Source organism: Streptomyces sp. NPDC051320 (assembly GCF_040682175.1).
Classification (GTDB): domain Bacteria; phylum Actinomycetota; class Actinomycetes; order Streptomycetales; family Streptomycetaceae; genus Streptomyces.
This window is the reverse complement of record NZ_JBFBAL010000022.1, coordinates 23,902-49,408: the sequence shown is the minus strand read 5'-3', so window position 1 is coordinate 49,408 and position 25,507 is coordinate 23,902. Positions and strand designations below refer to the sequence as shown.

25 protein-coding genes are annotated in these 25,507 nt (G+C 71.0%); 12 read left to right on the top strand and 13 right to left on the bottom strand.

All coding sequences use genetic code 11. The features are described from left to right. Nucleotides 1-122 precede the first annotated feature (122 nt). Nucleotides 123-551, bottom strand: a complete 429-nt coding sequence (locus tag AB0M87_RS31305) for an organic hydroperoxide resistance protein (protein ID WP_365858974.1) — start codon at nt 549-551, stop codon at nt 123-125. Nucleotides 552-615: 64 nt separating this feature from the next. Continuing rightward, the gene (locus AB0M87_RS31300; RefSeq protein WP_365858972.1) at nt 616-1,635 is read right to left on the bottom strand and encodes an NADP-dependent oxidoreductase; all 1,020 of its coding nucleotides are present in this window, start codon (nt 1,633-1,635) and stop codon (nt 616-618) included. A 94-nt stretch (nt 1,636-1,729) separates the two neighbouring features. On the opposite strand from AB0M87_RS31300, the gene AB0M87_RS31295 reads away from it, so the two are divergent. Then, on the top strand, nt 1,730-2,158 hold the full coding sequence (locus tag AB0M87_RS31295) for a MarR family transcriptional regulator (protein ID WP_365858970.1): 429 nt from the start codon (nt 1,730-1,732) through the stop codon (nt 2,156-2,158). Nucleotides 2,159-2,167: 9 nt separating this feature from the next. On the opposite strand, the gene AB0M87_RS31290 is transcribed toward AB0M87_RS31295, so the two are convergent. Continuing rightward, on the bottom strand, nt 2,168-2,926 hold the full coding sequence (locus AB0M87_RS31290) for a hypothetical protein (protein WP_365858968.1): 759 nt from the start codon (nt 2,924-2,926) through the stop codon (nt 2,168-2,170). 106 nt (nt 2,927-3,032) lie between these two features. On the opposite strand from AB0M87_RS31290, the gene AB0M87_RS31285 reads away from it, so the two are divergent. The 4 genes from AB0M87_RS31285 (at nt 3,033) to AB0M87_RS31270 (ending at nt 7,705) form a co-directional block, all read left to right on the top strand. Beyond that, nucleotides 3,033-3,623: a hypothetical protein gene (locus AB0M87_RS31285; RefSeq protein ID WP_365858966.1), complete on the top strand. Its 591-nt coding sequence runs from the start codon at nt 3,033-3,035 to the stop codon at nt 3,621-3,623. A gap of 146 nt (nt 3,624-3,769) precedes the next feature. Beyond that, on the top strand, nt 3,770-4,807 hold the full coding sequence (locus tag AB0M87_RS31280) for a rod shape-determining protein (RefSeq protein ID WP_365858964.1): 1,038 nt from the start codon (nt 3,770-3,772) through the stop codon (nt 4,805-4,807). 6 nt (nt 4,808-4,813) lie between these two features. Next, nucleotides 4,814-6,265 carry a GAF domain-containing protein gene (locus AB0M87_RS31275; protein ID WP_365858962.1) on the top strand — a complete coding sequence of 484 codons (1,452 nt, stop codon included), beginning with the start codon at nt 4,814-4,816 and terminating at the stop codon, nt 6,263-6,265. Nucleotides 6,266-6,274: 9 nt separating this feature from the next. After that, entirely contained in the window at nt 6,275-7,705 is a 1,431-nt protein-coding gene (locus tag AB0M87_RS31270) for an acyl-CoA synthetase (RefSeq protein WP_365858960.1), read from the top strand. 21 nt (nt 7,706-7,726) lie between these two features. Here the strand turns inward: AB0M87_RS31270 and AB0M87_RS31265 are convergent, their stop codons facing one another. The 4 genes from AB0M87_RS31265 to AB0M87_RS31250 form a co-directional block, all read right to left on the bottom strand. Next, the gene (locus AB0M87_RS31265) at nt 7,727-8,965 is read right to left on the bottom strand and encodes an MFS transporter (protein WP_365859017.1); all 1,239 of its coding nucleotides are present in this window, start codon (nt 8,963-8,965) and stop codon (nt 7,727-7,729) included. 148 nt (nt 8,966-9,113) lie between these two features. After that, nucleotides 9,114-11,060 (bottom strand): ABC transporter permease, encoded by a 1,947-nt coding sequence (locus AB0M87_RS31260; RefSeq protein WP_365858958.1) that lies wholly within the window; start codon nt 11,058-11,060, stop codon nt 9,114-9,116. A 45-nt stretch (nt 11,061-11,105) separates the two neighbouring features. Further along, a complete protein-coding gene (gene modA / locus AB0M87_RS31255) occupies nt 11,106-11,909 on the bottom strand; it encodes a molybdate ABC transporter substrate-binding protein (protein WP_365858956.1) in 804 nt (267 codons plus the stop codon). A gap of 81 nt (nt 11,910-11,990) precedes the next feature. After that, nucleotides 11,991-12,386, bottom strand: coding sequence for a helix-turn-helix transcriptional regulator (locus AB0M87_RS31250; protein ID WP_365858954.1), 396 nt, complete (start codon nt 12,384-12,386; stop codon nt 11,991-11,993). A 174-nt stretch (nt 12,387-12,560) separates the two neighbouring features. On the opposite strand from AB0M87_RS31250, the gene AB0M87_RS31245 reads away from it, so the two are divergent. Continuing rightward, a complete protein-coding gene (locus AB0M87_RS31245) occupies nt 12,561-12,986 on the top strand; it encodes a TOBE domain-containing protein (RefSeq protein WP_365858952.1) in 426 nt (141 codons plus the stop codon). A gap of 35 nt (nt 12,987-13,021) precedes the next feature. On the opposite strand, the gene AB0M87_RS31240 is transcribed toward AB0M87_RS31245, so the two are convergent. Next, a complete protein-coding gene (locus AB0M87_RS31240) occupies nt 13,022-13,357 on the bottom strand; it encodes a hypothetical protein (protein ID WP_365859023.1) in 336 nt (111 codons plus the stop codon). Between the two features lie 171 nt (nt 13,358-13,528). On the opposite strand from AB0M87_RS31240, the gene AB0M87_RS31235 reads away from it, so the two are divergent. After that, complete coding sequence (locus AB0M87_RS31235; RefSeq protein WP_365859015.1) at nt 13,529-14,035, top strand: DoxX family protein; 507 nt, start codon at nt 13,529-13,531, stop codon at nt 14,033-14,035. On the opposite strand, the gene AB0M87_RS31230 is transcribed toward AB0M87_RS31235, so the two are convergent. Next, entirely contained in the window at nt 13,926-14,915 is a 990-nt protein-coding gene (locus tag AB0M87_RS31230; protein WP_365859013.1) for an NADPH:quinone reductase, read from the bottom strand. The two genes, AB0M87_RS31235 and AB0M87_RS31230, sit on opposite strands and share 110 nt — an antisense overlap. Before the next feature lie 50 nt (nt 14,916-14,965). Next, nucleotides 14,966-15,457, bottom strand: coding sequence for a DUF5709 domain-containing protein (locus tag AB0M87_RS31225; protein ID WP_365858950.1), 492 nt, complete (start codon nt 15,455-15,457; stop codon nt 14,966-14,968). A gap of 177 nt (nt 15,458-15,634) precedes the next feature. Here AB0M87_RS31225 and AB0M87_RS31220 point away from each other — a divergent pair, with 177 nt between their 5' ends. Next, nucleotides 15,635-15,937 (top strand): DUF3140 domain-containing protein, encoded by a 303-nt coding sequence (locus tag AB0M87_RS31220; protein WP_365858948.1) that lies wholly within the window; start codon nt 15,635-15,637, stop codon nt 15,935-15,937. Nucleotides 15,938-16,014: 77 nt separating this feature from the next. Here AB0M87_RS31220 and AB0M87_RS31215 read toward each other — a convergent pair whose 3' ends face one another. Further along, nucleotides 16,015-16,425, bottom strand: coding sequence for a VOC family protein (locus tag AB0M87_RS31215; protein ID WP_365858946.1), 411 nt, complete (start codon nt 16,423-16,425; stop codon nt 16,015-16,017). Nucleotides 16,426-16,435: 10 nt separating this feature from the next. After that, nucleotides 16,436-16,912, bottom strand: a complete 477-nt coding sequence (locus AB0M87_RS31210; protein ID WP_365858944.1) for a helix-turn-helix transcriptional regulator — start codon at nt 16,910-16,912, stop codon at nt 16,436-16,438. Between the two features lie 77 nt (nt 16,913-16,989). On the opposite strand from AB0M87_RS31210, the gene AB0M87_RS31205 reads away from it, so the two are divergent. Beyond that, complete coding sequence (locus AB0M87_RS31205; RefSeq protein ID WP_365858942.1) at nt 16,990-17,670, top strand: PhzF family phenazine biosynthesis protein; 681 nt, start codon at nt 16,990-16,992, stop codon at nt 17,668-17,670. Nucleotides 17,671-17,716: 46 nt separating this feature from the next. Here the strand turns inward: AB0M87_RS31205 and AB0M87_RS31200 are convergent, their stop codons facing one another. After that, the gene (locus tag AB0M87_RS31200; protein ID WP_365858940.1) at nt 17,717-18,034 is read right to left on the bottom strand and encodes a YrhK family protein; all 318 of its coding nucleotides are present in this window, start codon (nt 18,032-18,034) and stop codon (nt 17,717-17,719) included. 325 nt (nt 18,035-18,359) lie between these two features. On the opposite strand from AB0M87_RS31200, the gene AB0M87_RS31195 reads away from it, so the two are divergent. From AB0M87_RS31195 to xdhB, 3 genes are all read left to right on the top strand, one after another. After that, complete coding sequence (locus tag AB0M87_RS31195) at nt 18,360-21,116, top strand: SpoIIE family protein phosphatase (protein ID WP_365858938.1); 2,757 nt, start codon at nt 18,360-18,362, stop codon at nt 21,114-21,116. Between the two features lie 509 nt (nt 21,117-21,625). Next, nucleotides 21,626-23,104, top strand: a complete 1,479-nt coding sequence (locus AB0M87_RS31190) for an FAD binding domain-containing protein (protein WP_365858936.1) — start codon at nt 21,626-21,628, stop codon at nt 23,102-23,104. Continuing rightward, on the top strand, nt 23,101-25,506 hold the full coding sequence (gene xdhB, locus AB0M87_RS31185; protein WP_365858934.1) for a xanthine dehydrogenase molybdopterin binding subunit: 2,406 nt from the start codon (nt 23,101-23,103) through the stop codon (nt 25,504-25,506). The genes AB0M87_RS31190 and xdhB overlap by 4 nt, the downstream gene beginning before the upstream one ends. The last annotated feature ends 1 nt before the right edge of the window (nt 25,507 follow it).

Below are 25,507 nucleotides of genomic sequence, written 5' to 3'. Positions count from 1 at the left end.
ATGGCAAGGCACTCCGGGAATGCGCGCGGGGCTGAACCGCCGTAGCGGTGTCAGCCCCGCGCAGGTGGGACGGGCTGGTCATCCCGGGCTGGTCACCCGGGCCGGCCACCCGGCCCGGGAGGTCAGGCGACGGCCAGCTCAACCTTGATGTTGCCGCGGGTGGCGTTCGAGTACGGGCACACCTGGTGCGCCTTCTCGATGAGCGACTTCGCGGTGGCCGCGTCGACGTTCGGGATGGAGGCGGTGATGGTGACCTCCAGGCCGAAGCCGCCCTGCTCGTTCTTGCCGATGCCGACGGCGGCGGTCACCGTGGAGCCGGAGATGTCCGCCTTGTCCTGGCGGGCGACAACGCCGAGCGCACCCTGGAAGCAGGCGCTGTAACCGGCGGCGAAGAGCTGCTCCGGGTTGGTGCCGTCGCCGCTTCCGCCCATCTCCTTCGGCGGGTTGACGACCACGTCGAGCTTGCCGTCACTGGAGGAGACCCGGCCGTCCCGGCCGTTCTCCGCGGTGGCGACTGCCGTGTACGCGACGTCGATCTTCTGGATAGCCATGAAGGTTCCTTCTGTTGTGTACGCCGCGACTCGCGCCCACGATCGCGGCGGTCTGATGGTGAGACTACTGGTTGACCGCGACGATCATCTTTCCGGTGTTCTCGCCGCGCAGCATGCCGAGGAACGCATCGACACCCCGCTCGACGCCCTCGACGACCGTCTCCTGGTACTTCAGCTCGCCGGAATCGATCCAGCCGGCGACCTCCTGGACGAACTGGCCCTGCAGGTGGCTGTGATCATTGACCAGCATGCCCTGCAGCCGCAGTCGCTTGCCGATGATCAGCGCCAGGTTCCGCGGACCCGGGGTCGACTCGGTGTTGTTGTACTGCGAGATCATTCCGCAGATGGTGGCGCGGCCGTGCACATTGAAGGAGCTGATGGCCGCTTCGAGGTGCTCGCCGCCCACGTTGTCGAAGTAGACGTCGATGCCGTCCGGGGCGGCCTCACGCAGTTGCTTGCCGACGGGGCCGTTCTTGTAGTTGAACGCCGCGTCGAAGCCCAGGTCGTCGATGAGGTGCTTGACCTTCTCGTCGGAGCCCGCGGAGCCGATGACCCGGGCGGCGCCCTTCAGCCGTGCCATCTGGCCGACCTGATTGCCGACCGCTCCCGCCGCGCCGGAGACGAAGACCGTGTCGCCCTCCTTGAAGGAGGCGACCTCGAAGAGCCCGGCGTAGGCGGTGAGGCCGGTCATACCGAGCACGCCGAGATAGGCGGAGAGCGGGGCGATCGAGGCGTCGACCTTGGTGGCGTGCTGGGCAGGCACCTGCGCGTACTCACGCCAGCCGAGCCCGTGCAGGACATGGTCGCCGACCGCGAATCCGTCCGCGTTGGACGCGATGACCTCGCCGACCGCACCGCCGTCCATCGGCTTGTCGAGCTGGAAGGGCGGGGTGTACGACTTCACGTCGTTCATCCGGCCGCGCATGTACGGGTCGACCGAGAAGTAGAGGTTGCGGACCAGGATCCGGCCTTCGGCGGGCTCGGTCAGCGCGACCTCACGCAGCGCGAAATCCTCCGGGGTGGGCCAGCCGTCCGGGCGTGCGGTGAGGTGCCATTCGCGGCCGGTGGTGGGGAGTGCTGACATGCGGGGTGCAACCTCCTAGAAAAAGCTTCAGGTGATGAAACAACCATGCGCCCGGATATTTTAGATTGTCAAGTAAGCAGGTACGCTGGGGTGCATGGCCACTCGAACAGACCCGCTGACCCTCGAAGTCGTCGAGCTGATCGGCGACGTCGTCACCCGGTACTACGAGGAGTACGACGAGGCCGCGGCCGAACACTCGCTCACCGGCGCCCAGGCCCGGGTACTCGGTCTGCTGTCCATTGAGGCGACGCCCATGCGTGCCCTCGCCAGGAAGCTGAAATGTGAGCCGTCGAACGTCACCGGCATCGTCGACCGGCTGGAGGCCCGCGGGCTGGTCGAGCGCCGCCCCGACCCGGCGGACCGCCGGGTCAAGCTGGCCGCTGCCACCGACCGGGGCAGGGCGACCGCGACCCAGCTGCGCGCCTCGCTGAAGTTCGCCCGCGAGCCGCTGGGCGAGCTGTCCGCCGCGGAGCGCACGGTACTGCGTGATCTGCTGAAGCGGATGCTGGGCGGAGCCGTCTGACCGGACAGCTCAGGGACACCACCACCGGAACCGGGAACACCCCCCGGTCCGGGTGCGAGTGGGCTTCGGCCGGGGCGACTGAGTGGCCGGCGGCTGCGCGCCGGGGCTGTCGCTCTGCCCGGGCGGTGAGGTGACCGGCGATGCCGACGAGGGCTGCGGCTGCGGCCCACCGGGCGATGCGGTGTCGCCGGGTGCGGGGCGCGCCGCAGCGGATGTGGCCGCCGCGGAGGCCGCGGTCCCGGCATCGGTACCCGTGGTACCGGTCGGCGCGCCGGTGCCGCCCGCGGTGGACCGCTCGGCTGCCGGTACCGACGATGGACGCCCCGGGCTGCCGCTGTCCGTGGCGCCCGGACCCGGCGACTCCGTGGGCCGGTCCGCGTCCTTCACCGAAGCGGCGGAGTGGTCCTGCGGGGCCTCGGTCGCCAGCTCCGCCAGGCTGAGCGCCCCCGCGGCCAGGACCACCCCCAGAGTGGCGGCCAGTGCGGTACGGCGACCCGAGCGCCTGCGGGCCCGGCGGGCACGGCCGGCGGGCCGCTTGCGCGCCCGGCGGTGCGCGGCAGGCGGGCCGTCGCGGCGGTCGAACTCGTGGACCACCGGTTCGACGGCGGCGGGCGGCCCCGGTTCGTCCGCGGGCGGCACCGGTTCATCGGCCGGGTGCGGCACCGGCTCGACGAGGGCGGGCGGCACCGGTTCGGTGGCCGGGACGCCGCAGCCGGCACAGGCGAGAGCGCCGTTGAGGTGTCTGCGACACGTGTAGCAGTAATCCATGGCGTCCGCAGATTATGCGTGCCAAGGTCACCACAGGGGGCCGCGGCTGTGAGGATCTTGTGTGGAAGCTGTCGTTCCGGGGGGCGCGCCGGGGCAGGGTGGGAGCATGCCGCGTTCAGAAACCTCGCGTCCAGCAGCCCCCTTCGGGCCGCTCGACTTCCAACTGGTCCTGCTCCGCCGGATGGCCGACCAGCAGCCGGGGCTGGTCGAGGACGCCCGGCATGAACTCGGCGTTCCGCTCGCCCAGATGCGTGAGGCGAACCGCCGCTGGCAGGCGATGGTCCGCTCCCCCAGGTCCCGCGGGGCCGCGCAGCGCTACCGTTCGGTGCTCGGCGAGCCCACAGCCACCGCCCGCAGACGCATCGGCGACCTGGAGTGCGACGCCTATCAGTGGCCGGTGCCGCTCTGGCCCACCCTGCGCTTCGAAGTGCTGACCGTCCCGGGCGGCGCGGTGTGGAACGAGTGGCTGGTCCGGGCCCCCGGCGCGGCCACCCCCGAGCTCCGCTCGACGCGGGATCTGCTCCCCTGGTCCTGCACCGTGGACGAAGTGGCCCGCGCCTTCGCTCCGGTGCGGCCGCTGGAGGGAACCGCGCCGACCCGGTGGCGCCTCGCCTTCACCCCGCCGGGCGAACAGCGCTGCGTCGCCGACTTCACCTGGGGGCTGCTCCAGGAAGTGCGCTTCCCCGAGCGGATGTGACCCCGCGGCGCCGGTCCGGCGGCAGGCCGGAACGGGGCACTCGACCGGCTCACCCCAACGCGCGCACGGCCTCCGGGCGCTGCACGATACAGAGAGGGCCGGCCGCCGCCGGCGCTCCACCTCAGTGCTTCTCGGGAGATTCTGCCGTGACCGTGAGTCTTGAGCAGTTGCGACGTTGCCAAGTAGCCGTCGACCTCGGGGCCGCGCGGACCCGCGTCTACATGAAGGGCGTCGGACTCGTCGTGGACGAACCGAGTGTCGCCGCGGTGAACGTCCGTACCGGGGCCCTCATCGGCGTCGGCGCGTTCGCCGAGCAGATGACGGGCCGCACACCCCAGTACATCCGGGTGGTACGCCCTGTCTCCGGCGGCACCGTCGTCGACATCGACATGGCCAGACGGATGTTGCGCCAACTGCTCGGGGACAAGCTCCGCCGCAAGCTCCGCCGGACGCCGATGCTGCGCGCGGCCGCCTGCACCCCGCACGAGGCCGATCCGCTCGCCCAGCGCGCCACGATCGAGACGCTGGTCGGCCTCGGCGCCCGGCGGGTGGAACTGGTCGACATCCTGATCGCGGCCGCCGTCGGCTGCGGGCTGCCGGTGGAAGAGCCGACCGCCACCATGATCATGGTCTGTGGCGCCGCGACCACCCAGATCGCCGTGCTCTCACTGGGCTCGATCGTCACCGCCGAGCGGGTCCCGGCCGGCGGTGAGGCCATCGACCGAGCCATCGTCCAGCATCTGCGACAGGAGCACGAGTTGGTGGTGCCGAACCAGTCGGTGCGCCCGCTGCAACTGGCGCTCGGCGGCCAGGGGCCGGCCCCCTACGGGCCCGCGACCAGCCTCGTCCACGGCCGTGACGTGGTCACCGGACTGGCCCGCTCGGTGGATGTGGACATGGCTGCCGTACGGGAGGCCATACACACGCCCCTGATGGCCGTGATCGACGGTATCGGCAGGGTACTGCGGGAGTGCCCGCCGGACCTCGTCGCCGATCTGTCGGAACGCGGGATCATAATGGTCGGCGGTAGCGCACTGCTCCCCGGCCTCGACCAGATGCTGCGCGATGCGACGGGGATGCCGGTGCGGATCGCCGACCAGCCCGATGTCTGCTCCGTGCTCGGCCTCGGCGCGATGCTGGAGGGAAAGATCCAGCCGATGGTCCTCGACCCCCTCGGCAGCTGAGCCGGGATGGCCGACGCCGCCCGGCTGCCGGCACTTCTCGAAGCGGTGCTCAGCGTCGGCACCGACCTCGATCTGCGCACCACCCTCCAGCACATCGTGGACTCGGCGGCCGAACTGACCGGCGCGCTGCACGGCGTACTCGCGGTCGTCGACCCCGACCGCGACAGCATCACGGACGTGTTCTGGACCGGCGGCGCTCCGACCGGTGGCGTCGCGGGCGAACCGCTGGTCAGCCTTCCGCTCGACACCCCCGGCCTGCTCCGGGTCCCGATCCTGGTGCACGACGAGGCATTCGGCGCCCTGCGGCTCGTGGAGAAGCAGCGCGGAGCCTTCGACGCCGACGACGAGGCGCTGCTGCAGGTGCTCGCCGCGCAGGCCGGAATCGCGATCGGCAACGCCCGGCTGTACGAGACGGCCCGGCTGCGGGAGCGCTGGATCAAGGGGGCGGCCACCGTCACCAACGCACTGCTCACCGGCGAGACCGCGGACGACGCCCTGACCATCGTCGCCGAACAGGCCCGCGGCCTCGCCGACGCGGTGGCGGGCGTCGTACTGCTGCCGACCGCGACAGGCGGGATGGAGATCGTCGCCGCCTCCACCTTCGACGACCCGGGTGACCTGGTGGGCGCCACCATCGCACCCGGATCCGCCGTGCTGGTCCAACTCCTGGGCGGAGAACCGGTGTTCATCGGGGACTCGGCGACGGATCCCCGGATGACCACCCACGTCCGGACACGCTTCGGGCCGAGCATGATGATCCCGCTGCAGAGCGACGGCAAGCTCATCGGGACGCTTGCTCTGCCCCGGCGGCGCGGCGCCCGCCCCTACAGCGAGGTGGACCGGTCGCTGGCCATGCAGTTCGCCTCGCAGGCCGCGCTGGCGCTGGTGCTCGCCGACGCACAGCAGAACCGGTGGCAGCTCGCGGTGTACGAGGACCGCGACCGGATCGCCCGGGACCTGCACGACCTGGTGATCCAGCGGCTCTTCGCCACCGAGATGATGCTGGAGTCCTCCCGGCGCCGGGCGGCCGGTGCGGAGATCGGCGAGCTGATCGGCAGGGCGGGGGACGAACTCAACTCGACGATCCAGGACGTCAGAACGGCCATCTTCGCCCTCCAGCAGCCACCCGCCGAGGCCCCGTCCACCCTGCGTGGCCGGGTCCTTCGGGAGACGGAAGGGGCCGGGGCGCTGCTGGGCTTCGCCCCTTCGGTGCGCTTCTTCGGCCCGGTGGAGGCCCGAATCCCCGATGAGGTGGCCGAGAAGCTCCTGGCGGAACTGCGCCGCGCCCTCGCCCGCGCCCACCGGGTGCCCGACGTCTCGCACATCGTGGTGGTGATCGACGCCCGGGGCGCCGGGGTACGGATGACCGTCACCCATGACGGGACGCCGGACGCGGAGAGCGGCGAGAACCCGGTGGTCTGGGAGGCACCACCGGACCCGGGTACGGACGGGTCCTAAGCTCGGCACATGACCGTTCTGCTGCCTGCCCTGCACGCCGCGTCCGGCCGGGAGGCCGTGCGGTTCACCGACGGCGCGCTGACCTACGCCGAACTGGCCGCGGCCGCCGGGACGCTGGCCTCCCGGATCGCCGGCGCCGGGCGCGTCGCGATCTGGGCGACGCCCACACCGGAGACCGCCGTCGCCGTGGTGGCCGCGCTGCTGGCCGGGGTCGCCGCCGTACCGCTGAACCCGAAGACCGGGGAGCGGGAGCTGGCGCACATCGTGTCGGACAGTGCGCCGTCCGTGGTGCTGGCCGGGGCGGGCGATCAACTGCCGGCGGGGCTCGCCGGGATCAGCCGTGTCGACGTACCGCTCACCGGAGCCGCGTCCGCGCTGCCCGCCGAGCCGTCCCCCGAGTCAGCCGCGCTGATCGTCTACACCTCGGGCACCACCGGGCCGCCGAAGGGCGCCGTGGTGCCGCGCCGGGCCATCGCGTCGACGCTGGACGCGCTGGCGGAGGCCTGGCGGTGGACGGCGGACGACGTACTGGTCCACGCCCTGCCGCTGTTCCACGTACACGGGCTGATCCTCGGCGTCCTCGGACCACTGCGGCGCGGCGGATCCGTACGCCATCTGGGCCGGTTCACCACGGAGGGGGTCACCCGGGAACTGCTGGCGGGGGCCACCATGCTGTTCGGCGTCCCCACCATGTACCACCGCATTGCCGAAGTGCTCGAAAAGGACCAGGAGTTGGCCGGGGCGCTGGCGCGGGCCCGGCTGCTGGTCTCCGGGTCGGCGGCGCTTCCCGTGCACGACCACGAACGGATCACCGCGGCGACCGGGTGCCAGGTCGTCGAGCGGTACGGCATGACGGAGACCCTCATGCTGTGTTCGGTCCTGCCGGCGGCCGCACCGGCGGACGGCGGGCCCCGGCCCGGCACGGTCGGTGTGCCGCTGCGCGGGGTGGAGCTGCGGCTGGTCGACGAGGCCGACGGCATCGGTGAGATCCAGGTGCGTGGCCCGAACCTCTTCCTCGGATACCTGAACCGGCCGGACGCGACGGCGGCCGCTTTCGACGGCGACTGGTTCCGTACCGGCGACCTGGCGGGCGTCGACGAGGACGGGCAGATCCGCATCGTCGGCCGCAAGGCCACCGACCTGATCAAGAGCGGCGGTTACAAGATCGGCGCGGGCGAGATCGAGAACACCCTCCTGGAGTTCCCGGGGGTGAGCGAGGCCGCCGTCACCGGTGAGGCCGACCCCGATCTGGGGGAACGGATCGTCGCCTGGATCGTCCCCGATGACCCCGCTGCTCCGCCCGGAGCGGCGGAACTCGCGGACCATGTGGCCCGCAGGCTGTCCCCGCACAAGCGCCCACGCGCCGTCCGGTACCTGCCGGCGCTGCCCCGCAACGAGATGGGGAAGATCATGAAGCGCTCGTTGTCCGACGGCGCGTGACGGCTACGGCGGCGGCCCCTGCTACGGCTGCGGTGACCGCGCGTCGTACCGCAGGAAGGTCCGCCGCCCCACGAAACCCAGCAGGCCGACGGCCAGCACACAGGCGACGCCGCCGCCGACCACGGCGACGGACGGAGTCCACAGATCGCCCGCCGATCCGGCGATGAAGTCACCGAGACGCGGGCCGCCGGCGACCACCACGATGAAGACGCCCTGCAGCCTGCCGCGCATCTCGTCGGGGGCGGCCACCTGCATCATCGTGTTGCGGAACACCATCGACACGGTGTCCGCCGCGCCGGCGAGTGCGAGGAAGAACAGCCCCAGCCAGAGGTTCCTGGTCAGCCCGAACACCGCAACCGCCAGCCCCCATCCGGCGACGGCGTACACGATGGCGAGGCCGTGCCGCCGGACACCGCTCAGCCAGCCGGAGAACACCCCGCCGAGCAGGGCGCCCACCGCGGGCGCCGCGACCAGCAGTCCGGTCGTCGTGGCGTCCCCGCCATACCAGAGCAGGGCCACCGCCGGAAAGAGCGCCCGGGGCTGCGCGAGGATCATGGCGCAGAAGTCGGAGAAGAACGTCATCCGCAGGTTCGGCCGGGTGGCCAGAAAGCGTAGCCCGTCGAGGACCGAGGCCCGGCGCTTCGCCCCCGCCGCCCGGTCGGGAAGCATCGAGGGCAGCCGCCACATCGCGTAGAGCGCGGCCAGGAAGGAGAGCGCGTCGACCAGGTACGCGGCCTGGTAGCCGCGGAACCCGACGATCAGTCCACCGAGCATCGGGCCCAGCAGCATCCCGGCCGTCCCGGTCATCGAGCTCAGCGCGTTGGCCGCCGGCAGCTGTTCGGCCGGCACCAGCCGGGGCATCATCGCCGATCTGGCCGGTGAGTTGAGCGCCGCGCAGACCGACTGCAGCGCCACGATGCCGTACAGGAACCAGACATGGTGGAATCCGGCGAACGCCGCTGCCGAGAGTCCGGCCGACAGCACCGCCGATCCGACGGCGCTCCAGAGCCCCAGCTTCCGCCGGTCGAGGGTGTCGGCGATGGCGCCGCCATAGAGCCCGAAAGCGACCAGCGGCACCAGGGAGAAGAGCCCGACGAGCCCGACCGCGAAGCTGGAGCGGGTCACGTCGTACACCTGGAGGGAGATCGCCAGGGCGGTCATGCCCTGGCCGATCCAGGAGACGGTGTTGCCGAACCAGAGCCGCCGGAAATCGGGGGACGTACGCAACGGGGTGAGGTCGGCGAGTATCCGCCGCCGTATCGGCCGGTCCTGGGCCGGTTCCTGCGGCCGGTCCTGGGCCGGTTCCTGCGGCTGGTCCTGGGCCGGATCGTGGGGCGGATCCTGAGGCGGGCTTGTCTGGGTCACACGGGATGCTAACCGGTTTCCTCGTACACCTAACCGTCCCGGCTCAGAGGCCGACCAGCGTGATCTCCGTGGCCTTCACGCTGGTCCATACCGAAACGCCGTCCGCCAGGCCGAGTTCGGCGGCGGCCTGCGGGGTGATCTCGGCGACCAGATCCGGCACCCGGTCGGAGGCGATCAGCACGCGCAGCCGGCTGCCCGCCGAGGTGATCTCGCGCACCGTGCCCGGCCAGACGTTACGCGGACTGCCGGCCGGCCGGTCGCGGTGCACGGCGACCGCCTCCGGCGCGATGATCGCCAGCGCATCGGTGCCGGCGGCGAGGTGGTCGGCCACGATCAGCCGGCCGCCGCCGGGGAGCGCCAGTCCCTCCGGCGCGGCGCGCCCCGGCCAGGCGTTACGGCCCAGCATCCGGGCCACCCAGGGCGACCGCGGATGCCGGGTGACCTCGGCGGGTGCGGCGTCCTGCAGCATCCGTCCGTCGTCGAGCACCAGCACCCGGTCGGCCAGCGAGACCGCCTCGACCGGGTCATGGGTGACGATCAGGCAGACGCCGCCGAAGCCACTCAGATGGCTGCGCAGAGTGTGCCGCACCTGGGCCCGGGTGGTCTGGTCGAGTGCGGCCAGTGGTTCGTCGAGCAGCAGCAGCCGGGGCCTGGCGGCCAGCGCCCTGGCCAGCGCGACCCGCTGCGCCTGACCACCGGACAGCTGGGAGGGTTTACGGGCGGCCAGGTGCCCGACACCGAGCCGGGCCAGCCACCGCCCGGCCTCCCGGCGGGCCTCGGCTCGCGGGACGCCGTGAGCCCGTAGTCCGTACGCCGTATTGGTCAGCGCGCTCAAATGCGGAAAGAGCGCACCGTCCTGCGGGACCCAGGCGACCGAGCGGCGGTGCGGCGGCAGCGCGGTGACGTCCAGATCGCCGAGACGCAGCGCGGCGTGGGCGCGCGGGGTCAGACCGAGCAGGGCGCGCAACAGGGTGGTCTTGCCCGCGCCGTTGGGGCCGACGACGGCGATGGTGGTGCCGGGTTCGGCATCCAGGGTCAGCCGGGTGAAACCGGTGACATCGGCATGCAGCGCCCAACGTTCCTGCTGCGCCGGGGACTTCGGCGCGTCGGTCTCCGCAGGTGTGAAAGGGACTCCCTGCGCTCCGTCCTCCGCGGGCGGCTCCAGGCGCTGGGTACGACGCTCGGCCGTGCCGCCGGTCCAGCGCCCGCGCAGGCCGATGAGCACCGCCATCGCGATGACCAGCAGCAGCAGCGATACGGACGTCGCGGCCTCCGGGGAGTCCTGGAGCAGCAGATACACCTGCAGCGGCAGCGTCTGGGTGGTGCCCGGAAGGTTCCCGGCGAAGGTGATCGTGGCCCCGAACTCACCGAGTGCCCGCGCCCAGGTCAGCGCGGCACCCGCGACGAGTCCGGGGGCGACCATGGGCAGTGTCACGGTGAGGAACACCCGCACCGGGGAGGCACCGAGCGATGCGGCCGTCTCCTCGTAACGGGGGCGCAGGCCGGCGAGGGTGCCCTCCAGGCTGATGATCAGGAACGGCATCGCGACGAAGGTCGCGGCCACCACGGCGCCCGAGGTGTGGAAGGGCAGCGTGATCCCGAAGGTGTCCTCCAGCCAGGGGCCGAGCACGCCGCGCCGGCCGAACCCGAGCAGCAGGGCGACCCCGCCGACGGTGGGCGGCAGCACCATCGGCAGCAGCACCAGAGACCGCACGACCGTCTTACCGGGGAAGTCCACCCTGGCCAGCAGCCAGGCCAGCGGCACCCCCAGCACCAGGGACAGCGCCAGCGCCCAGAAGGAGACCAGCAGCGACAGCCGCAGCGCCTGCAGGACTTCCGGGCTGGTCAGATGGGCGCCGAGGTCGCTCCAGGAGGTCCGGGCGAGGATACCGATCAGCGGCATCAGCAGAAACGCCACCGCCAGCAGCGCGGGCAGGGCCAGCACGACGGGCGTGCCCCGGCCGGGCATGCGGGTGCGGGGGCGTCTCATCCGGTTCCCTCGGTTCTGAGCGCGCGGAGCGAGCTGCACGGGCGACTACGGCTGCTGGAAACCGGCGTCCCGCAGGATCTTCTGCGCTTCCGGGGTGGCGAGCCAGTTGGCGAAGGAGGCGGCGGCCGCCGTGTGCTTGGACGTCTTGAGAGTCGCCACCGGGTAGGAGGCGACCGCGTTCTGCGCATCGGGAATCGCCACCGTGCCGACCTTGCCGGGCGCCGTGGCCGCGTCCGTCTTGTAGACGAGGCCGGCGTCGGCCTCACCGAGTTCGACCTTGCTGAGGACCGCCCGCACGTTCGGCTCCTGGGAGACCGGCTTCACGACGATCTTCTGGGCGTCCAGGATCTGCTTGCTGTACCGGCCCACCGGCACCTCGGGAGCGGCCAGCACCACCTTCAGCTTGGTGTCGGCCAGGTCCTTGAGTGTGGCGATCTTGTCGGGGTTGCCCTTCCCGGTGGCGATGACCAGCCGGTTCTTGGCGAAGACGGCGGGCGTGCCGGTGTCCTGCTTCAGCCCGTCCATGGTCTTGGTGTCCGCGGTGGCCAGCACGTCGGCCGGGGCACCCTGCTTCACCTGGGCGGCCAGCTCCTGCGAACCGGCGAAGGAGAAGTGGATCTTCGTGCCCGGGTGCTGCTTCTCGTACGCGGCGGCCTCGGTCTTGAAGACATCGGTGAGCGAAGACGCGGCGAGGACCGTCAGATCGGCCTTCGGAGCGCTGCTGCCGGAGCTGTCGGACCCGGCGGCGCTGTCCTTCTTGTCGTCACTGCCGCAGGCCGCGAGCGGCAGCAACAGCGCCGCGGTCACGATCGCGGCGGCGGTACGGCGCCGGGTGAGGGTGGGATGCATGGGGACACGGGCTCCTTGGGGAGCGGGCGGCAGGGGCGCCCGAGGGATGGGACCGGCCGCGCCACACCTGGCGCGGTCGTCTCACGTGCGGTCGATGTGCACGCTGGTGGACTTCACCCGGGCGGTGGCCTGCATGCCGACCTCCAGGCCGAGCTCCTCGACGGCCTCCCGGGTCAGCAGGGACACCAAACGGTGCGGCCCGGCCTGGATCTCGACCTGGGCGGCGACATCGCCGAGCTTGACGGCGGTCACGATGCCCGGGAAGGCGTTGCGCGCCGAGGTGTAGGGCGCTTCCTCCTCGCCCGCCGCGTTCTGTCCGACCTCGATCGAGAACGCGGCCAGATCGCGGCCGTCGATCAGTCGTCGCCCGGCCTCGTCGCGATGGGTCGCGACCCGGCCGGCATCCGCCCAACGGCGAGCGGTGTCGGGGCTGATGCCGAGCAGACGTGCCGCCTGGCCGATCGTGTAGGACTGCATGTGCGACAAGATAGGCCCGTTCAGCTCGCATTTGCAATTCATCGGGCGATCCTCTATGGCGGATGCGACCCGCCTCGGAGAAAGACCCCAACCCGCGATTCGGCCAGGCACGATTACAGTGCGAGGGACGTTAAAAATCGTCTTCAATCGAACCCGCATGTGAGGCATTCGCCCATGACTCTGAGCATCCGCAACCAGCTACTGGGCACCGTCACCGACGTCACGCCCGGAGAGGTGATGGCGGCCGTCAAGGTCCGTCTCAACGGCGGTCAGGAGGTCACCGCAGCGATCACCCTGGAGGCGGTGCGGGAGCTGGGCCTCGCGGAGGGTTCGCTGGTGCGCGTCCTGGTCAAGTCCACCGAGGTCTCACTGGCGGTCGGCCCGGTCACCGGCGTGAGCATCCGCAACCGGATCCCCGGCACGGTCGCCGCGGTCACCACCGGCGGGGCCATGGCCGGCGTCAAGGTCACCGTCGACGGCGGCGAACTGACGGCGGCCATCACCGCGGACGCGGCCACCGAGCTGGACCTTTCCGTCGGTACGCCGGTGGTCGCACTGATCAAGTCCACCGAGATCTCACTCGCCACCGGCGACTACTGACCGCACCGGCCGCCCGGCGCCTCCGCGACCGTGCGTCAGGCCCACAACGCGCGAACCGCGTCGTAATCCAGCCACGGGTCCCGGAGAAACGCGCGCCATCGTTCGTCGTGTCCGGTCCGCTTCACCCGGAAGTACACGCCTCGCCGCACGGCGTTCGAGGTGTTGCCCCCGACGTTGTGGCCCCGCAGGCAGTGAGCCGGCAGGAGGTCGCCGGCCCGACCGCGGATCCGCTCGGGGCGGCTGCGCTCGGCCCAGGACGCGGCCGGGGACGGCTTCGGCTTCAGCCGACCGGCCGGGTTCCCGGTGGCACGGATCGACCAGATCCTGGTCAGGAGCGTGTAGCCGGAGAGCTCGTGGGTGCTGCCGGCCACCGGCAGCGACCATCTGCAGGTGGCGGCCGGAATCAGCTGGTGAACGTCGCGTAAATGATTCCGCCCCTTGACGCGGACACGTCCAACGGTATGGTCCAGACCAAGCTGGTCGAGACCAGTGGCGACACCGTTCGAATGTCTCGTCACCAGGTGACGGAGGAATCAGTCGTTATGCAGGAGAAACTCTGGCCGCACGTCCTTTCACTCTTCCGGATCGTCGTCGGGGCGCTGTTCGTCTGCCATGGCGCAGCGACCGTGTTCGGCGTCCTGGGCGGAAACTTCGGCTCCGGCGGCGCCGCCCCCGTCGGAACCTGGCCCGGATGGTGGGCCGGCCTCATCCAGCTCGTCGGCGGCGCCTCGGTCACCCTGGGGCTGGCCACCCGTCCGGCGGCCCTGCTGTGCTCCGGCTCCATGGCCTTCGCGTACTTCGACGTCCACCAGCACAGAGCGCTCCTGCCGATTCAGAACGCGGGCGAGTTACCCGCGCTGTTCTGCTGGACCTTCCTGCTCATAGCCATCGCCGGACCCGGACTCTGGGCCCTGGACACGCTGTTGTTGCGCAGCCGCCTCAAAGAGCTACGGCCGTCCACGTTTCCAGGACCAAACGACCGTGTACCTGTCCGCTCTCCAGCAGGCGGTGCGCATGAGCACCCCGGGCGAGCGGAAGCCGCTGAGTGATGACGGGGCGCCAGGTGGTGGTGCGCAGCAGGCGGACGACACCGTCAGCGGCCTCGGCCAGGTCGGTCGGGGTGGCGTTGCTGATGGCGAAACCCACGATGCTCCCGTCACGGGTGTAGAGGCGTCCCAGGGGCAGGGCGGGCGTCTGCTCGAGGCCGACCATGGCGATCAGCCGTCCGCCGAGGCCGAGCAGGCCGATCGCGGCCGCCACATCGTCGTGCCCGGACGTGTCCAGGTACACGTCGAAGCCGCCGGGCGAGCACTCCGCCAGCTGTTCGCCGAGCTGTTCGCTGCGGTAGTCGAGCACGTGGGCGGCGCCCAGCGCCCGGATCCGGTCATGGTCGTCGCGGCGGGCGGTGGCCACCACCGTGGCGCCGGCGGCCGCGGCCAGGGCGACGGCCGCGGAGCCCACGTTGCCCGCCCCGCCACCGACGTAGAGGCGGTCGCCGTAACGCAACCGACCGTGTCTGAAGAGCGCCAGCCAGGCGGATGCCGCCGGGTGCGCCGCCGCGACCAGATCGAGCGGATCGATGTCATCGGGGGCCGCGTACAGGCGGTCGGCGGCCACTGCGGCGTACTCCGCGAAGGAGCCCTGACGTCCGTGGTGGCCGAGGCTGTTGCACCACACCCGCTGCCCCGGCGCGAACCTGGCGGCACCCGGCCCCGTGTCGGCCACCTCGCCCACCAGGTCGCGGCCGATGACGAACGGTCTGGGCATCGCGGTCGGGTAGGCGCCCGAGCGGACAAAGGTGTCCACCGGATTGGCGGCCACCGCCCGGACCCGCACCAGCACGTCCGTCGGCCCGATCACCGGCACCGGCAACCGGCCGTACTCGACGGCTTCCACCGGCCCGGGGCCGTCAACGTAAACGGCGAGCATCTCTTCACGCATCGGCTCGGTCCCCCGGCTCCCCGGTCGCGGCCCGTCCTTCAGACCGACCGCTCGGGCGGCTGCTCAGGATCGTCGACGACATGGACGGCCGCCTCCTCCGCCGACGCGGCGGCACCGTCGATGCCCACGTCCTGTCCCTCCACGTCGTCGTGGATCGGTCGTTCGATGCCCTGGTCGGGCGCCAGGAGGCGGCCGGACCGTTCCGCCCCCGCCTCGGTGTCCACGAGTTCTCCGTCGGTGTCGGGGGCGTCGCCGAGACCGTCGCCGGTGTCGTCGGCCGACTCCGCCGCGTCGGGGACCTCCTCGGACAGCCGCTCGTCCAGGCTCTCCCCCTCGCGCTGTTCCCGTGCGGTGGTGCCGGCCTTGTTCACACCGAACGGACGCTCGGGAGGGGAGAAGCCCTTGTCGAGCGTCTCGTCGTAGTCGTTCTCATCGAGGGCGTCCTCCATGTCGAGCGGGGTCGCGTCCTCCTGCTCCTCGTTGGTCCCTGTCGGCTGGTAGACGTCGTCACCCATGGTGCCGTCGCTCATGACCACTCCCTGCGTTCCGGGTACGGCTTCCACCTGCGGGTTCCCGCCCCAGCGCGGCGCATTCACCCCCGGGTCGGACCGTCGCCCCCGGCGGCGCCGCGACCCCTGCCGTCCTGACGTTTGCTGGCACGGCGCTCGGAAACCCGGGCGGTGGGCCCACCTGCGAGGAGGCACGTCATGGCGGCATCCACACACGTCAGCGAGACCCTGTGGGACGAATTCCACACGGTGGTCAACATGACCTCGCGCGAACTGCAGGAGTGGCTGAGCGTCGAAGCAGCGGGCGAGGAGACGGAGGAGGTCCCCGACCGCGCCGGGAAACCCATCGGCCGCCGCGTCCTGGAGATCCTCGGCAAGCGCCGCACCGATGTCACGCCCGACGATGTACGTGTGACGGAACGGGTCTGCGAGATCGTCCGTGCCCAGCGGGATCCGTCCCTCGACCCCCAGGGCGGAGGCACGACTGGCGGCACGGACTGATGGACATCGGGCACGGTCCGCTCAAACCCGTGTGAGCGGACCGTGCCCGGAGCGCCCTGTCAGACGTGTGCGGGCGGCTACTCCTTCGGCGCCTGCGAGAGCCGCACCATGTTCCCCGAGGGGTCGCGGAACGCGCAGTCGCGCGGGCCCCAGGGCTGGTCGATGGGCTCCTGGAGGACCTCGGCGCCGGAGGCCCGGACCTGCTCGAAGGCCGCGTCCAGATCGTCGGCACGGAAGACGACGTTCGGCAGGACGCCCTTGACGAGCAGTTCCTGCATGGCATCGCCGTCGGCCTTGGACCGGCCGGCGTGCGGCTCCGACAGCACGATCTCCAGGCCGGGCTGAGTCGGGCTGCCGAGGGTCACCCAGCGGTACTCGCCCGAGGCGACGTCGTTGCGTACCTCGAGGCCGAGCGCGTCGCGGTAGAAGGCGAGCGCCTCGTCCGGGTCGTGGACGGTGATGTGGCAGTACTGGAGTGCAATGGTCATGCGGCCAACGTTAGGCGGCCGTCTCCGGGGCTGCTTCTCGATTCCTGCTCGGTACTTCTCGGGCCGGCGGTATGTCTCGGGGCGGCCGCGCCTCTCGGGTCGGCCGCGTACACACCTTCGCCAGACACGCGGGCATCGCCGTCACGGCGCTGTGCTCCCGGAGCCGGTAGGCGCTCGGTGTCTCCCCCACGATCTCGGTGAACCGCGAGCTGAACGAGCCGAGTGAGGTACACCCGACCTCCATGCAGGCGTCGGTCACGCTCATACCCGCGCGCAGCAGGGCCATCGCCCGCTCGATACGGCGCGTCATGAGGTACTGGTAAGGAGTCTCGCCATAGGCGGCCCGAAACTGCCGGGAGAAGTGCGCCGGCGACATCAGCGCGGGCCGAGCCATCGTCGGCACGTCGAGCGGCCGGGCGTACTCCCGATCGATCAGGTCCCTCGCGCGGCGCAGGTGCGCGAGGTTGGCCAGACCTTGCGAGTTCATGAAACGAGGCTAACACCGGTTCCCTACCAGGAAGGGTGTCCCACCGCGCGGGAACCAGGGTGTGGTTCGCTTCGGCCATGACCGACCTTGACGTTGTGCGTGTTTTCGTGGGTGCTGACGGAAGCGGTGGGAGCCCGCTGGGCGTGGTACGTGCGGGCACGTCGGTGCCCGCTGTGGCGGCCCGCCAGGACGTCGCCCGGCGAGTGGGATTCTCCGAGACCGTGTTCGTGGACGACGCTGCGCGAGGTGAGGTGGACATCTACACACCGAGCGTGCGGCTGCCCTTCGCCGGCTATCCGCTGATCGGCACCGCCTGGCTGCTGCGGGAGCACGGCGTGCCGGTCGATGTGCTGCGGACGGAGGCCGGCGATGTGGCGAGCTGGGTCGATGGAGAGTTCACGTGGATCCGCGGCCGGGCGGAATGGGTATCGGGTAAACGCACGCAGAAGTTCGCGTCCGTGGCGGAAGTGGACGCGCTGCCGTCTCCACCTGCGGGCGATGGCTGGCTGTACGCGTGGGCGTGGGTGGATGAGGCCGCGGGCACGGTCCGTGCGCGTGGTTTTCCCCGACGTGGGGACGCCATTGCCGAGGACGAGGCGACCGGCGCGGCCGCGATGCTGCTGGCGGGTGAGCTGGGCCGTGATCTGCGGATTCGCCAGGGCGAGGGATCCGACATCGTGGCCCGTGTCGCCGATGAGGGGTGGATCGAGGTCGGCGGGCGCGTTGCGGCGGCCGGGGCCCACCCGCTTCCCCGGTGAGCCGAAGGCCGGCGGGCGCCTGCCTTGCCAGCGGCCTGACGCCCCGTCAGTAGTCCTGGAGGTTCTCCTGAGTCCCGGCGACTCGCGGCCCGTCCTCCGGTATCCGGGACGCGACGCGCTGAAGGTGCAGGTGGCGGGTGAGACGGATAGCGGGGCGGATCAGCAGTTCGATGCTGCCGATCAGAAAACACCAGGTGCCTGGCACGGTCCACTGCTCGGAGAAGAACATCACGCTGCCGACGATGAACCACAGGGCGATGAGGATGTCGTTGGCGATACTGGCGGCCTCATAACGCCGCCGGATGACGAGCTCCTCCCGCCCGATGTGGATGACCAGCGGCGTGCTTCCCGGAGAACTGTTCATGCCCGCACGCTACGGCAGCGGCGCCGCCCGACTCCGTTGGGTCGTAGTCACCCGCCTTCGCCGGGTCGCTCCCGACAGGGCGGCGGCGGCCACGGCCTGCTTCACACCGCACGCCTCCTGCTCGTCGGCCGGAGCGGCCCATGACTCGCTGCCACCGCATACTGCCCGTTGCCCGTGACACTGGTGCCGGGCCAACGCTCCCCAGCCATTACCCGGCCACGGGCAAGTGGGCGAGACCTGTTCCGGAAAATTGGGTAAGAGGATATTCCGGCTGATTCTTGGTCTTTTTGCTCGTACTCGAAGAAACGATCGGCAGGACCGGCCCATGGGTGAGCGCAACGCGTCTTTCGGTTCCTCGCGGCAGGGCCGTCTCTCCTCGCTGGGTGTGCGCAGCGTCGCGGGTCAGGTGTTCGTCCTGCAGGTGGCCGTCGTGGTCCTGCTGATCGCGGCCGCGGTGGTGGCACTGGTACTGCAGGCCCGACGCGACGGCACGCTGGACGCCCGCCACCACACGCTCAATGTGGCAGAGGCCTTCGCGCAGGCCCCGGGAACGGCGGCGGCGGTGACCGGCGCCGACCCGACAGCGGCCCTGCAGCCGCATACCGAGGAGGTCCGTAAGTCGACCGGCGTCGACTTCGTCGTGGTCTTCAGCAAGACGGGCATCCGCTACACACACCCCGACCCGAAGCTGATCGGCAAGCATGTCCTCGGCCCGTACAAGTCGGCCATCACTCACGGAGCCTTCACGCGGACCTTCACCGGGAGCCGGGGACTCGCCGTGGACTCGATCGTCCCCGTCACCGAGCCCGACGGCACGGTCGTCGGCCTGGTGTCGGTCGGGATCACGGTGGAGGAGGTGCAGAACGCGGTGAACCGTCAGCTGCCGGTGCTGCTGGGCTCGGCGGCGGCGGCGCTGGTGCTGGCGGCGGGCAGCTGGGTGCTGGTGTCGCGGCGGCTGCGGCGGCAGACCCACGGGCTGGGGCCGGCGGAGATGACGCGGATGTACGAGCACCACGACGCAGTGCTGCACGCGGTGCGCGAGGGCGTGGTGATCGTCGACCAGAACGGGCGGCTGCTGCTGGCCAACGACGAGGCACGGCGGCTGCTGGAGCTGCCGGCGGACGCGGAGGGGCGACACGTTGCGGAGTTGGGGCTGGCGGCAGGGGTGGCCGAACTGCTCGTCTCGCAGCGGTCCGCGAGCGATGAGGTGCACCGGTCGGGGGACCGACTGCTGGGGATCAATGTGCGGTGGACCGACGGCGGGGGCCGGCCGACACGGTGTGTGGCGACGCTGCGGGACACCACCGAACTCGCGGCGCTGACCGGGCGGGCCGAGGTGGCGCGGGGGCGGTTGACGCTGCTGTACGAAGCGGGAGTGCGGATCGGGACCACCCTGGACGTGGTGCGCACGGCGGAGGAGCTGGCGGAGGTCGCGGTGCCCCGGTTCGCGGACCTCGTCACCGTCGACCTGGCCGATGCCGTGGTGCAGGGCGAGGAGCCGGGGCGGGCGAGCACGGAGATGCACCGGGTGGCCCTGCGGGGGATGCGGGCCGATGCGCCGGTGTCCCCGGTCGGGGATGTGGTGCAGTCGCTGCCCACGGCGCGGCAGGCGGAGGGACCGGCCGCGGACCGAGGGGCCTTGATCGCTGACCTGAGCGCCGAGCACGGCTGGCGAACGCACGACCCCCAGCGCGCGGCGAGGATCCTCGACCACGGCATCCATTCGCTGATCGCGGTACCGCTGCGGGCCGGCGGGACGGTGCTGGGCAGGGCCTGCTTCTGGCGCTCGGAGCGCGTGCAGCCGTTCGATACGGACGATCTGACCTTCGCCGATGAGCTGGCCGCCCGAGCGGCCGTGTGCCTGGACAACGCCCGTCGGTTCACCCGGGAGCACGCCGTGGCCGTCGCTCTGCAGCGCAGCCTGCTGCCGCGCGGTGTGTCCGCGCAGACGGCGGTGGAGGTCGCCCACCGGTATCTGCCCGCGCGGGCCGGGGTGGGCGGGGACTGGTTCGACGTCATCCCGCTGCCCGGGGCCCGGGTGGCCCTGGTGGTGGGTGACGTGGTCGGCCACGGGCTGCACGCCGCGGCCACCATGGGCCGGCTGCGGACCGCGGTGCACAACTTCTCGGCCCTGGACCTGGCGCCCGACGAACTCCTGGGGTACCTGGACGAGCTGGTTGTCCGGATCGACGCCGACGAGGCGGCCGGGGAGGCATGGCCGGGGGTGACCGGGGCGACCTGTCTGTACGCCATTTACGACCCGGCGGCCGGCCGCTGCTGCGTGGCCCGGGCGGGACACCCCGGCCCCGCGCTGGTGCATCCGGACGGCTCGGTGGAATTCCCGGAGGTACCCGTCTCCCCACCGCTGGGGCTCAGCGGCCGGCCGTACGAAACCGTCGAGCTGCCCCTGGCCGAGGGCAGCCAACTGGTGCTCTACACCGACGGGCTGGTGGAGGACCGCGACCGGGACATCGACACGGGCCTGGACCTGCTGCGGGAAGCACTCGCCGGGCACCCGCGGCGGGACCCGGAGCAGACCTGCCAGGCGGTCGTCGACGCCGTCCTCCTGCCGCAGCCCAGCGACGACGTCGCCCTGCTGGTGGCCCGCACCCGGCTGCTGGGGCCGGGGCAGGTGGCCGAGTGGGAAGTACCGTCCGACCCGGCGGCGGTCGCCCCGGTGCGGGCCGATGCCAGTAGGCGGCTGGCGGCCTGGGGGCTGGACGAGATCGCCTTCACCACCGAACTCATCCTGTCGGAGCTGATCACCAACGCCATCCGGTACGGCACGCCTCCGGTCCGAGTACGTCTGCTGTGTGACCGCACCCTGATCTGCGAGGTCTCCGACGGTTCCAGCACTTCCCCGCACCTGCGCCAGGCGGCGATCACCGATGAGGGTGGCCGCGGGCTGTTCCTGGTGGCAAAGCTCGCGCAGCGCTGGGGCACCCGGTACACCCCGACGGGCAAGGTCATCTGGACGGAACAGGGTCTGCGGGACGACATCGGAGAGGTGAGCCCCGACCTCGCCGACCTTCTTCTCGACCCCGGTGCGCCTTCTGACGAACTCAGCGGTGATCCTCCCTGAGCCTGCCGGCTCCGGTGATACCGGACGGTATCGTCGCAGTTCGCCCACCACATTTACCGCCAGAATTATTGCCTCAATATCCACTTGTGCGATGAGCCGACACATTTACCGGCAATCGATCGGTTCGTCGTAGCTTCCTATAAACTACTACCGAACTCCGTATGTTCCCTTGACCGATGGGCCGACGGCGACTTAGTTTCGAGCGCACCGACTCGTGAGCTGTTGGAAGGAGGCGAAGTCGGATGTCCACCATCTCCGACCTGCATCGCCTCGCCCGGCGGACCGCCTGGGTTCCGGGTCGTGTAGCGCACGGCTGCTGAGCAGCCCCTCTTCCCGGCGTGCCCGATTGCGGCCCCGCCCGGCACCTTCCGATCTCTGTCACCGCCTGCGACACGTCGTTGCGTGTTGATTTGCGCTCCGGTTTTCTCAGGCTGCGCCACCGAAATAGAAAGCCCTGAAATGGCGACTAGGACAATCAGAACCACCGCGCACCGAAATGAGGATGTCCCATGGTAGCGGCGCGGATCACGGTCAATGGGAAGGTCGCACCGATTTCCCCGGCCGCACCCCACACCACGGTGCTGGATTTCCTGCGTGAGCGCGGCCTCACCGGGAGCAAGGAAGGCTGCGCCGAGGGCGAATGCGGCGCGTGTTCGGTCCTGGTGGCCCGTCCCGGGGTGAACAAGCCCACTGACTGGGTGGCGGTCAACGCCTGCCTGGTTCCGGTCGCGGCCCTCGACGGTCAGGAGATCATCACCTCCGAAGGTCTCGCCACCGCCGGCGAGCCCGGCACACCGCCCACGCTGCACCCGGTGCAGGAGGAGATGGCGGTCCGCGGCGGTTCGCAATGCGGTTACTGCACACCGGGATTCATCTGCAGCATGGCCGCCGAGTACTACCGGCCCGACCGCTGCGCGCACGCGGCGTCGGCCGACAGCACCGACGCCGACAGCACCGACTCGGAGCATGGTCCGAACGGTTTCGATCTGCACTCGTTGAGCGGAAACCTGTGCCGCTGCACCGGCTACCGCCCGATTCGCGATGCCGCGTTCGCCGTCGGTACGCCCGCCGAGGACGACCAGTTGGCGCAGCGTCGCGAGCAGTCCCCGCCGGCACCGGTCGCCACCGAATACGCCCGGGACGGCAGCGTGTTCCTGCGGCCGAGCACCCTGGCCGAAGCGGTGCGGCTGCTGCGCGATCGGCCCGACGCGGTGGTGGTCGCCGGCAGCACCGACCTGGGTGTGGAAGTGAATATCCGTTCCCGCCGGGCGGATTGCGTGGTCGCCATCGACCGGCTGCCCGAATTGCGGGAGCTGCGGGTCGAATCCGACTACATCGAGATCGGGGCGGCGCAGACGCTCACCGAGATCGAACGCCGCATCGACGGCAGTGTCCCGCTGCTGGCGGAGCTGCTGCCGCAGTTCGCGTCCCGGCTCATCCGCAACAGCGCGACCCTCGGCGGCAACCTGGGTACCGGCTCCCCCATCGGTGACAGCCCGCCGGTGCTGCTCGCGCTGGAGGCCTCCGTGGTGCTCGCCGACGCGGACGGGGAGCGTGAGGTCCCGCTGGCGGACTACTTCACCGGCTACCGGCAGAGCGTGCGCCGTCCCGGTGAGCTGATCCGCGCGGTGCGCATCCCGCTGCCGCTGTCGCCGGTCGCGGCCTTCCACAAGATCGCCAAGCGGCGCTTCGACGACATCTCCAGCGTCGCGGTCGCCTTCGCGCTCGACATCGAGGACGGGATCGTCCGCAAGGCACGTATCGGCCTGGGCGGCGTGGCCGCCACCCCGATCCGCGCCCTCGCCGCCGAGGCGGCCCTGGAGGGCAAGCCGTGGGCGGCGGAGACCGTCGAGGCCGCGGCCCAGGTGCTGCAGGCCCAGGGCACGCCGATGAACGATCACCGCGCCAGCGCCGACTACCGCTCCGCGATGCTCGGCCAGAGCCTGCTGAAGCTGCACGCAGAAACCACCGAGGCGGTACCGTCATGAGCCATTTGTCCCAGCGCCCCGAAATGCCCGTCGTCGGTGTCTCGATGCCGCACGAGAGCGCCAACCTGCACGTCACCGGCACCGCGCTCTACACCGACGACCTGGTCAGTCGCACCAAGGACGTGCTGCACGCCTACCCGGTCCAGGTCATGAAGGCCCACGGCCGGATCACCGCGCTGCGCACCGAGCCCGCGCTCGCCGTGCCCGGTGTGGTGCGCGTCCTGACCAAGGCTGACGTGCCCGGCGTCAACGACGCCGGCATGAAGCACGACGAGCCGCTGTTCCCGGACGAGGTCATGTTCCACGGCCACGCGGTCGCCTGGGTGCTCGGCGAGACCATCGAAGCGGCCCGGCTCGGTGCGGCGGCCGTCGAGGTGGAACTCGAGGAACAGCCCTCCCTGATCACGCTGCAGGACGCGATCGCGGCCGGCAGTTACCACGGTGCCCAGCCCGTGATGCTGGCCGGCGACATCGACGCCGGCTTCGCCGACTCCGCGCACGTGTTCACCGGCGAGTTCCAGTTCTCCGGCCAGGAGCACTTCTACCTCGAGACCCACGCGGCGCTGGCCCATGTCGACGAGAACGGGCAGGTGTTCATCCAGAGCAGCACCCAGCACCCTTCGGAGACCCAGGAAATCGTCGCGCACGTGCTCGGTCTGCACAGCCACGAGGTGACCGTGCAGTGCCTGCGCATGGGCGGCGGCTTCGGCGGCAAGGAGATGCAGCCGCACGGGTTCGCCGCCATCGCCGCGCTCGGCGCCAAGCTGACCGGTCGGCCGGTCCGGTTCCGGCTCAATCGGACTCAGGACCTGACGATGTCCGGCAAGCGGCACGGCTTCCACGCCGAGTGGAAGATCGGCTTCGACGCCGACGGCCGCATTCAGGCCCTGGACTCCACCCTGGTCGCCGACGGCGGCTGGAGCCTGGACCTCTCCGAGCCGGTACTGGCCCGTGCGCTGTGCCACATCGACAACACCTACTGGATTCCCAACGCACGCGTCGCCGGCCGCATCGCCAAGACCAACACGGTCTCCAACACCGCCTTCCGCGGGTTCGGCGGACCGCAGGGCATGCTGGTGATCGAGGACATCCTGGGTCGCTGCGCTCCGCTGCTCGGCCTGGATCCGATGGAGCTGCGGGAACGCAACTTCTACCAGCCGGGCCAGGGCCAGACGACGCCGTACGGACAGCCGGTGACGCAGCCGGAACGGATCTCGACCATCTGGCAGCAGGTTCAGGACGACGCCGGCATCGCCGACCGCAAGCGCGAGATCGCCGCCTTCAATGCCGCGCACCCGAACACCAAGCGGGCCCTCGCGATCACCGGCGTCAAGTTCGGCATCTCGTTCAACCTCACCGCCTTCAACCAGGGCGGGGCGCTGGTGCTGATCTACAAGGACGGCTCGGTCCTGATCAACCACGGCGGCACCGAGATGGGCCAGGGCCTGCACACCAAGATGCTGCAGGTGGCCGCGACCACGCTGGGCATCCCGCTGCACAAGGTGCGGCTGGCCCCGACGCGCACCGACAAGGTTCCCAACACCTCTGCCACCGCTGCCAGTTCCGGGGCGGACCTGAACGGTGGTGCGGTCAAGAACGCGTGCGAGCAGCTGCGCGAGCGGCTGCTGCAGGTGGCCGCCTCCCAGCTGGGTGCGAACGCCTCGGACGTGCGCATCGTCGACGGCGTCGCGCGCGCCCTGGGCAGCGACAAGGAGCTGGCCTGGGACCACCTGGTGCACACCGCGTACTTCCAGCGAGTCCAGTTGTCGGCGTCCGGCTTCTACCGGACCGAGGGTCTGCACTGGGACGCGAAGACGTTCCGGGGCTCGCCGTTCAAGTACTTCGCCCATGGTGCCGCCGCGACCGAGGTGGAGGTGGACGGCTTCACCGGCGCCTACCGCATCCGCCGGGTGGACATCGTGCACGATGTCGGCGACAGCCTGTCCCCGATGATCGACATCGGGCAGGTCGAGGGCGGCTTCGTACAGGGCGCGGGCTGGCTGACGCTGGAGGACCTGCGCTGGGACACCGGCGACGGGCCGAACCGCGGCCGGCTGCTGACCCAGGCCGCGAGCACCTACAAACTGCCGAGCTTCTCCGAGATGCCCGAGGAGTTCAACGTCACGCTGCTGGAGAACGCCTCCGAAGAGGGCGCGGTGTACGGGTCCAAGGCGGTGGGTGAGCCTCCGCTGATGCTGGCGTTCTCGGTGCGAGAAGCGTTGCGGCAGGCCGCCGCGGCCTTCGGACCCGCCGGAGTCAGCGTGGAACTCGGCTCCCCCGCGACCCCGGAGGCGGTGTACTGGGCCGTCGAAGCCGCCCGCAGGGGCGACGTTCAGCGCAACGGCGATGCTCGCGAGGGCAGCGAGATTCCCGTCGGCGCAAGCGCTTTGAGCAATGCCTGAC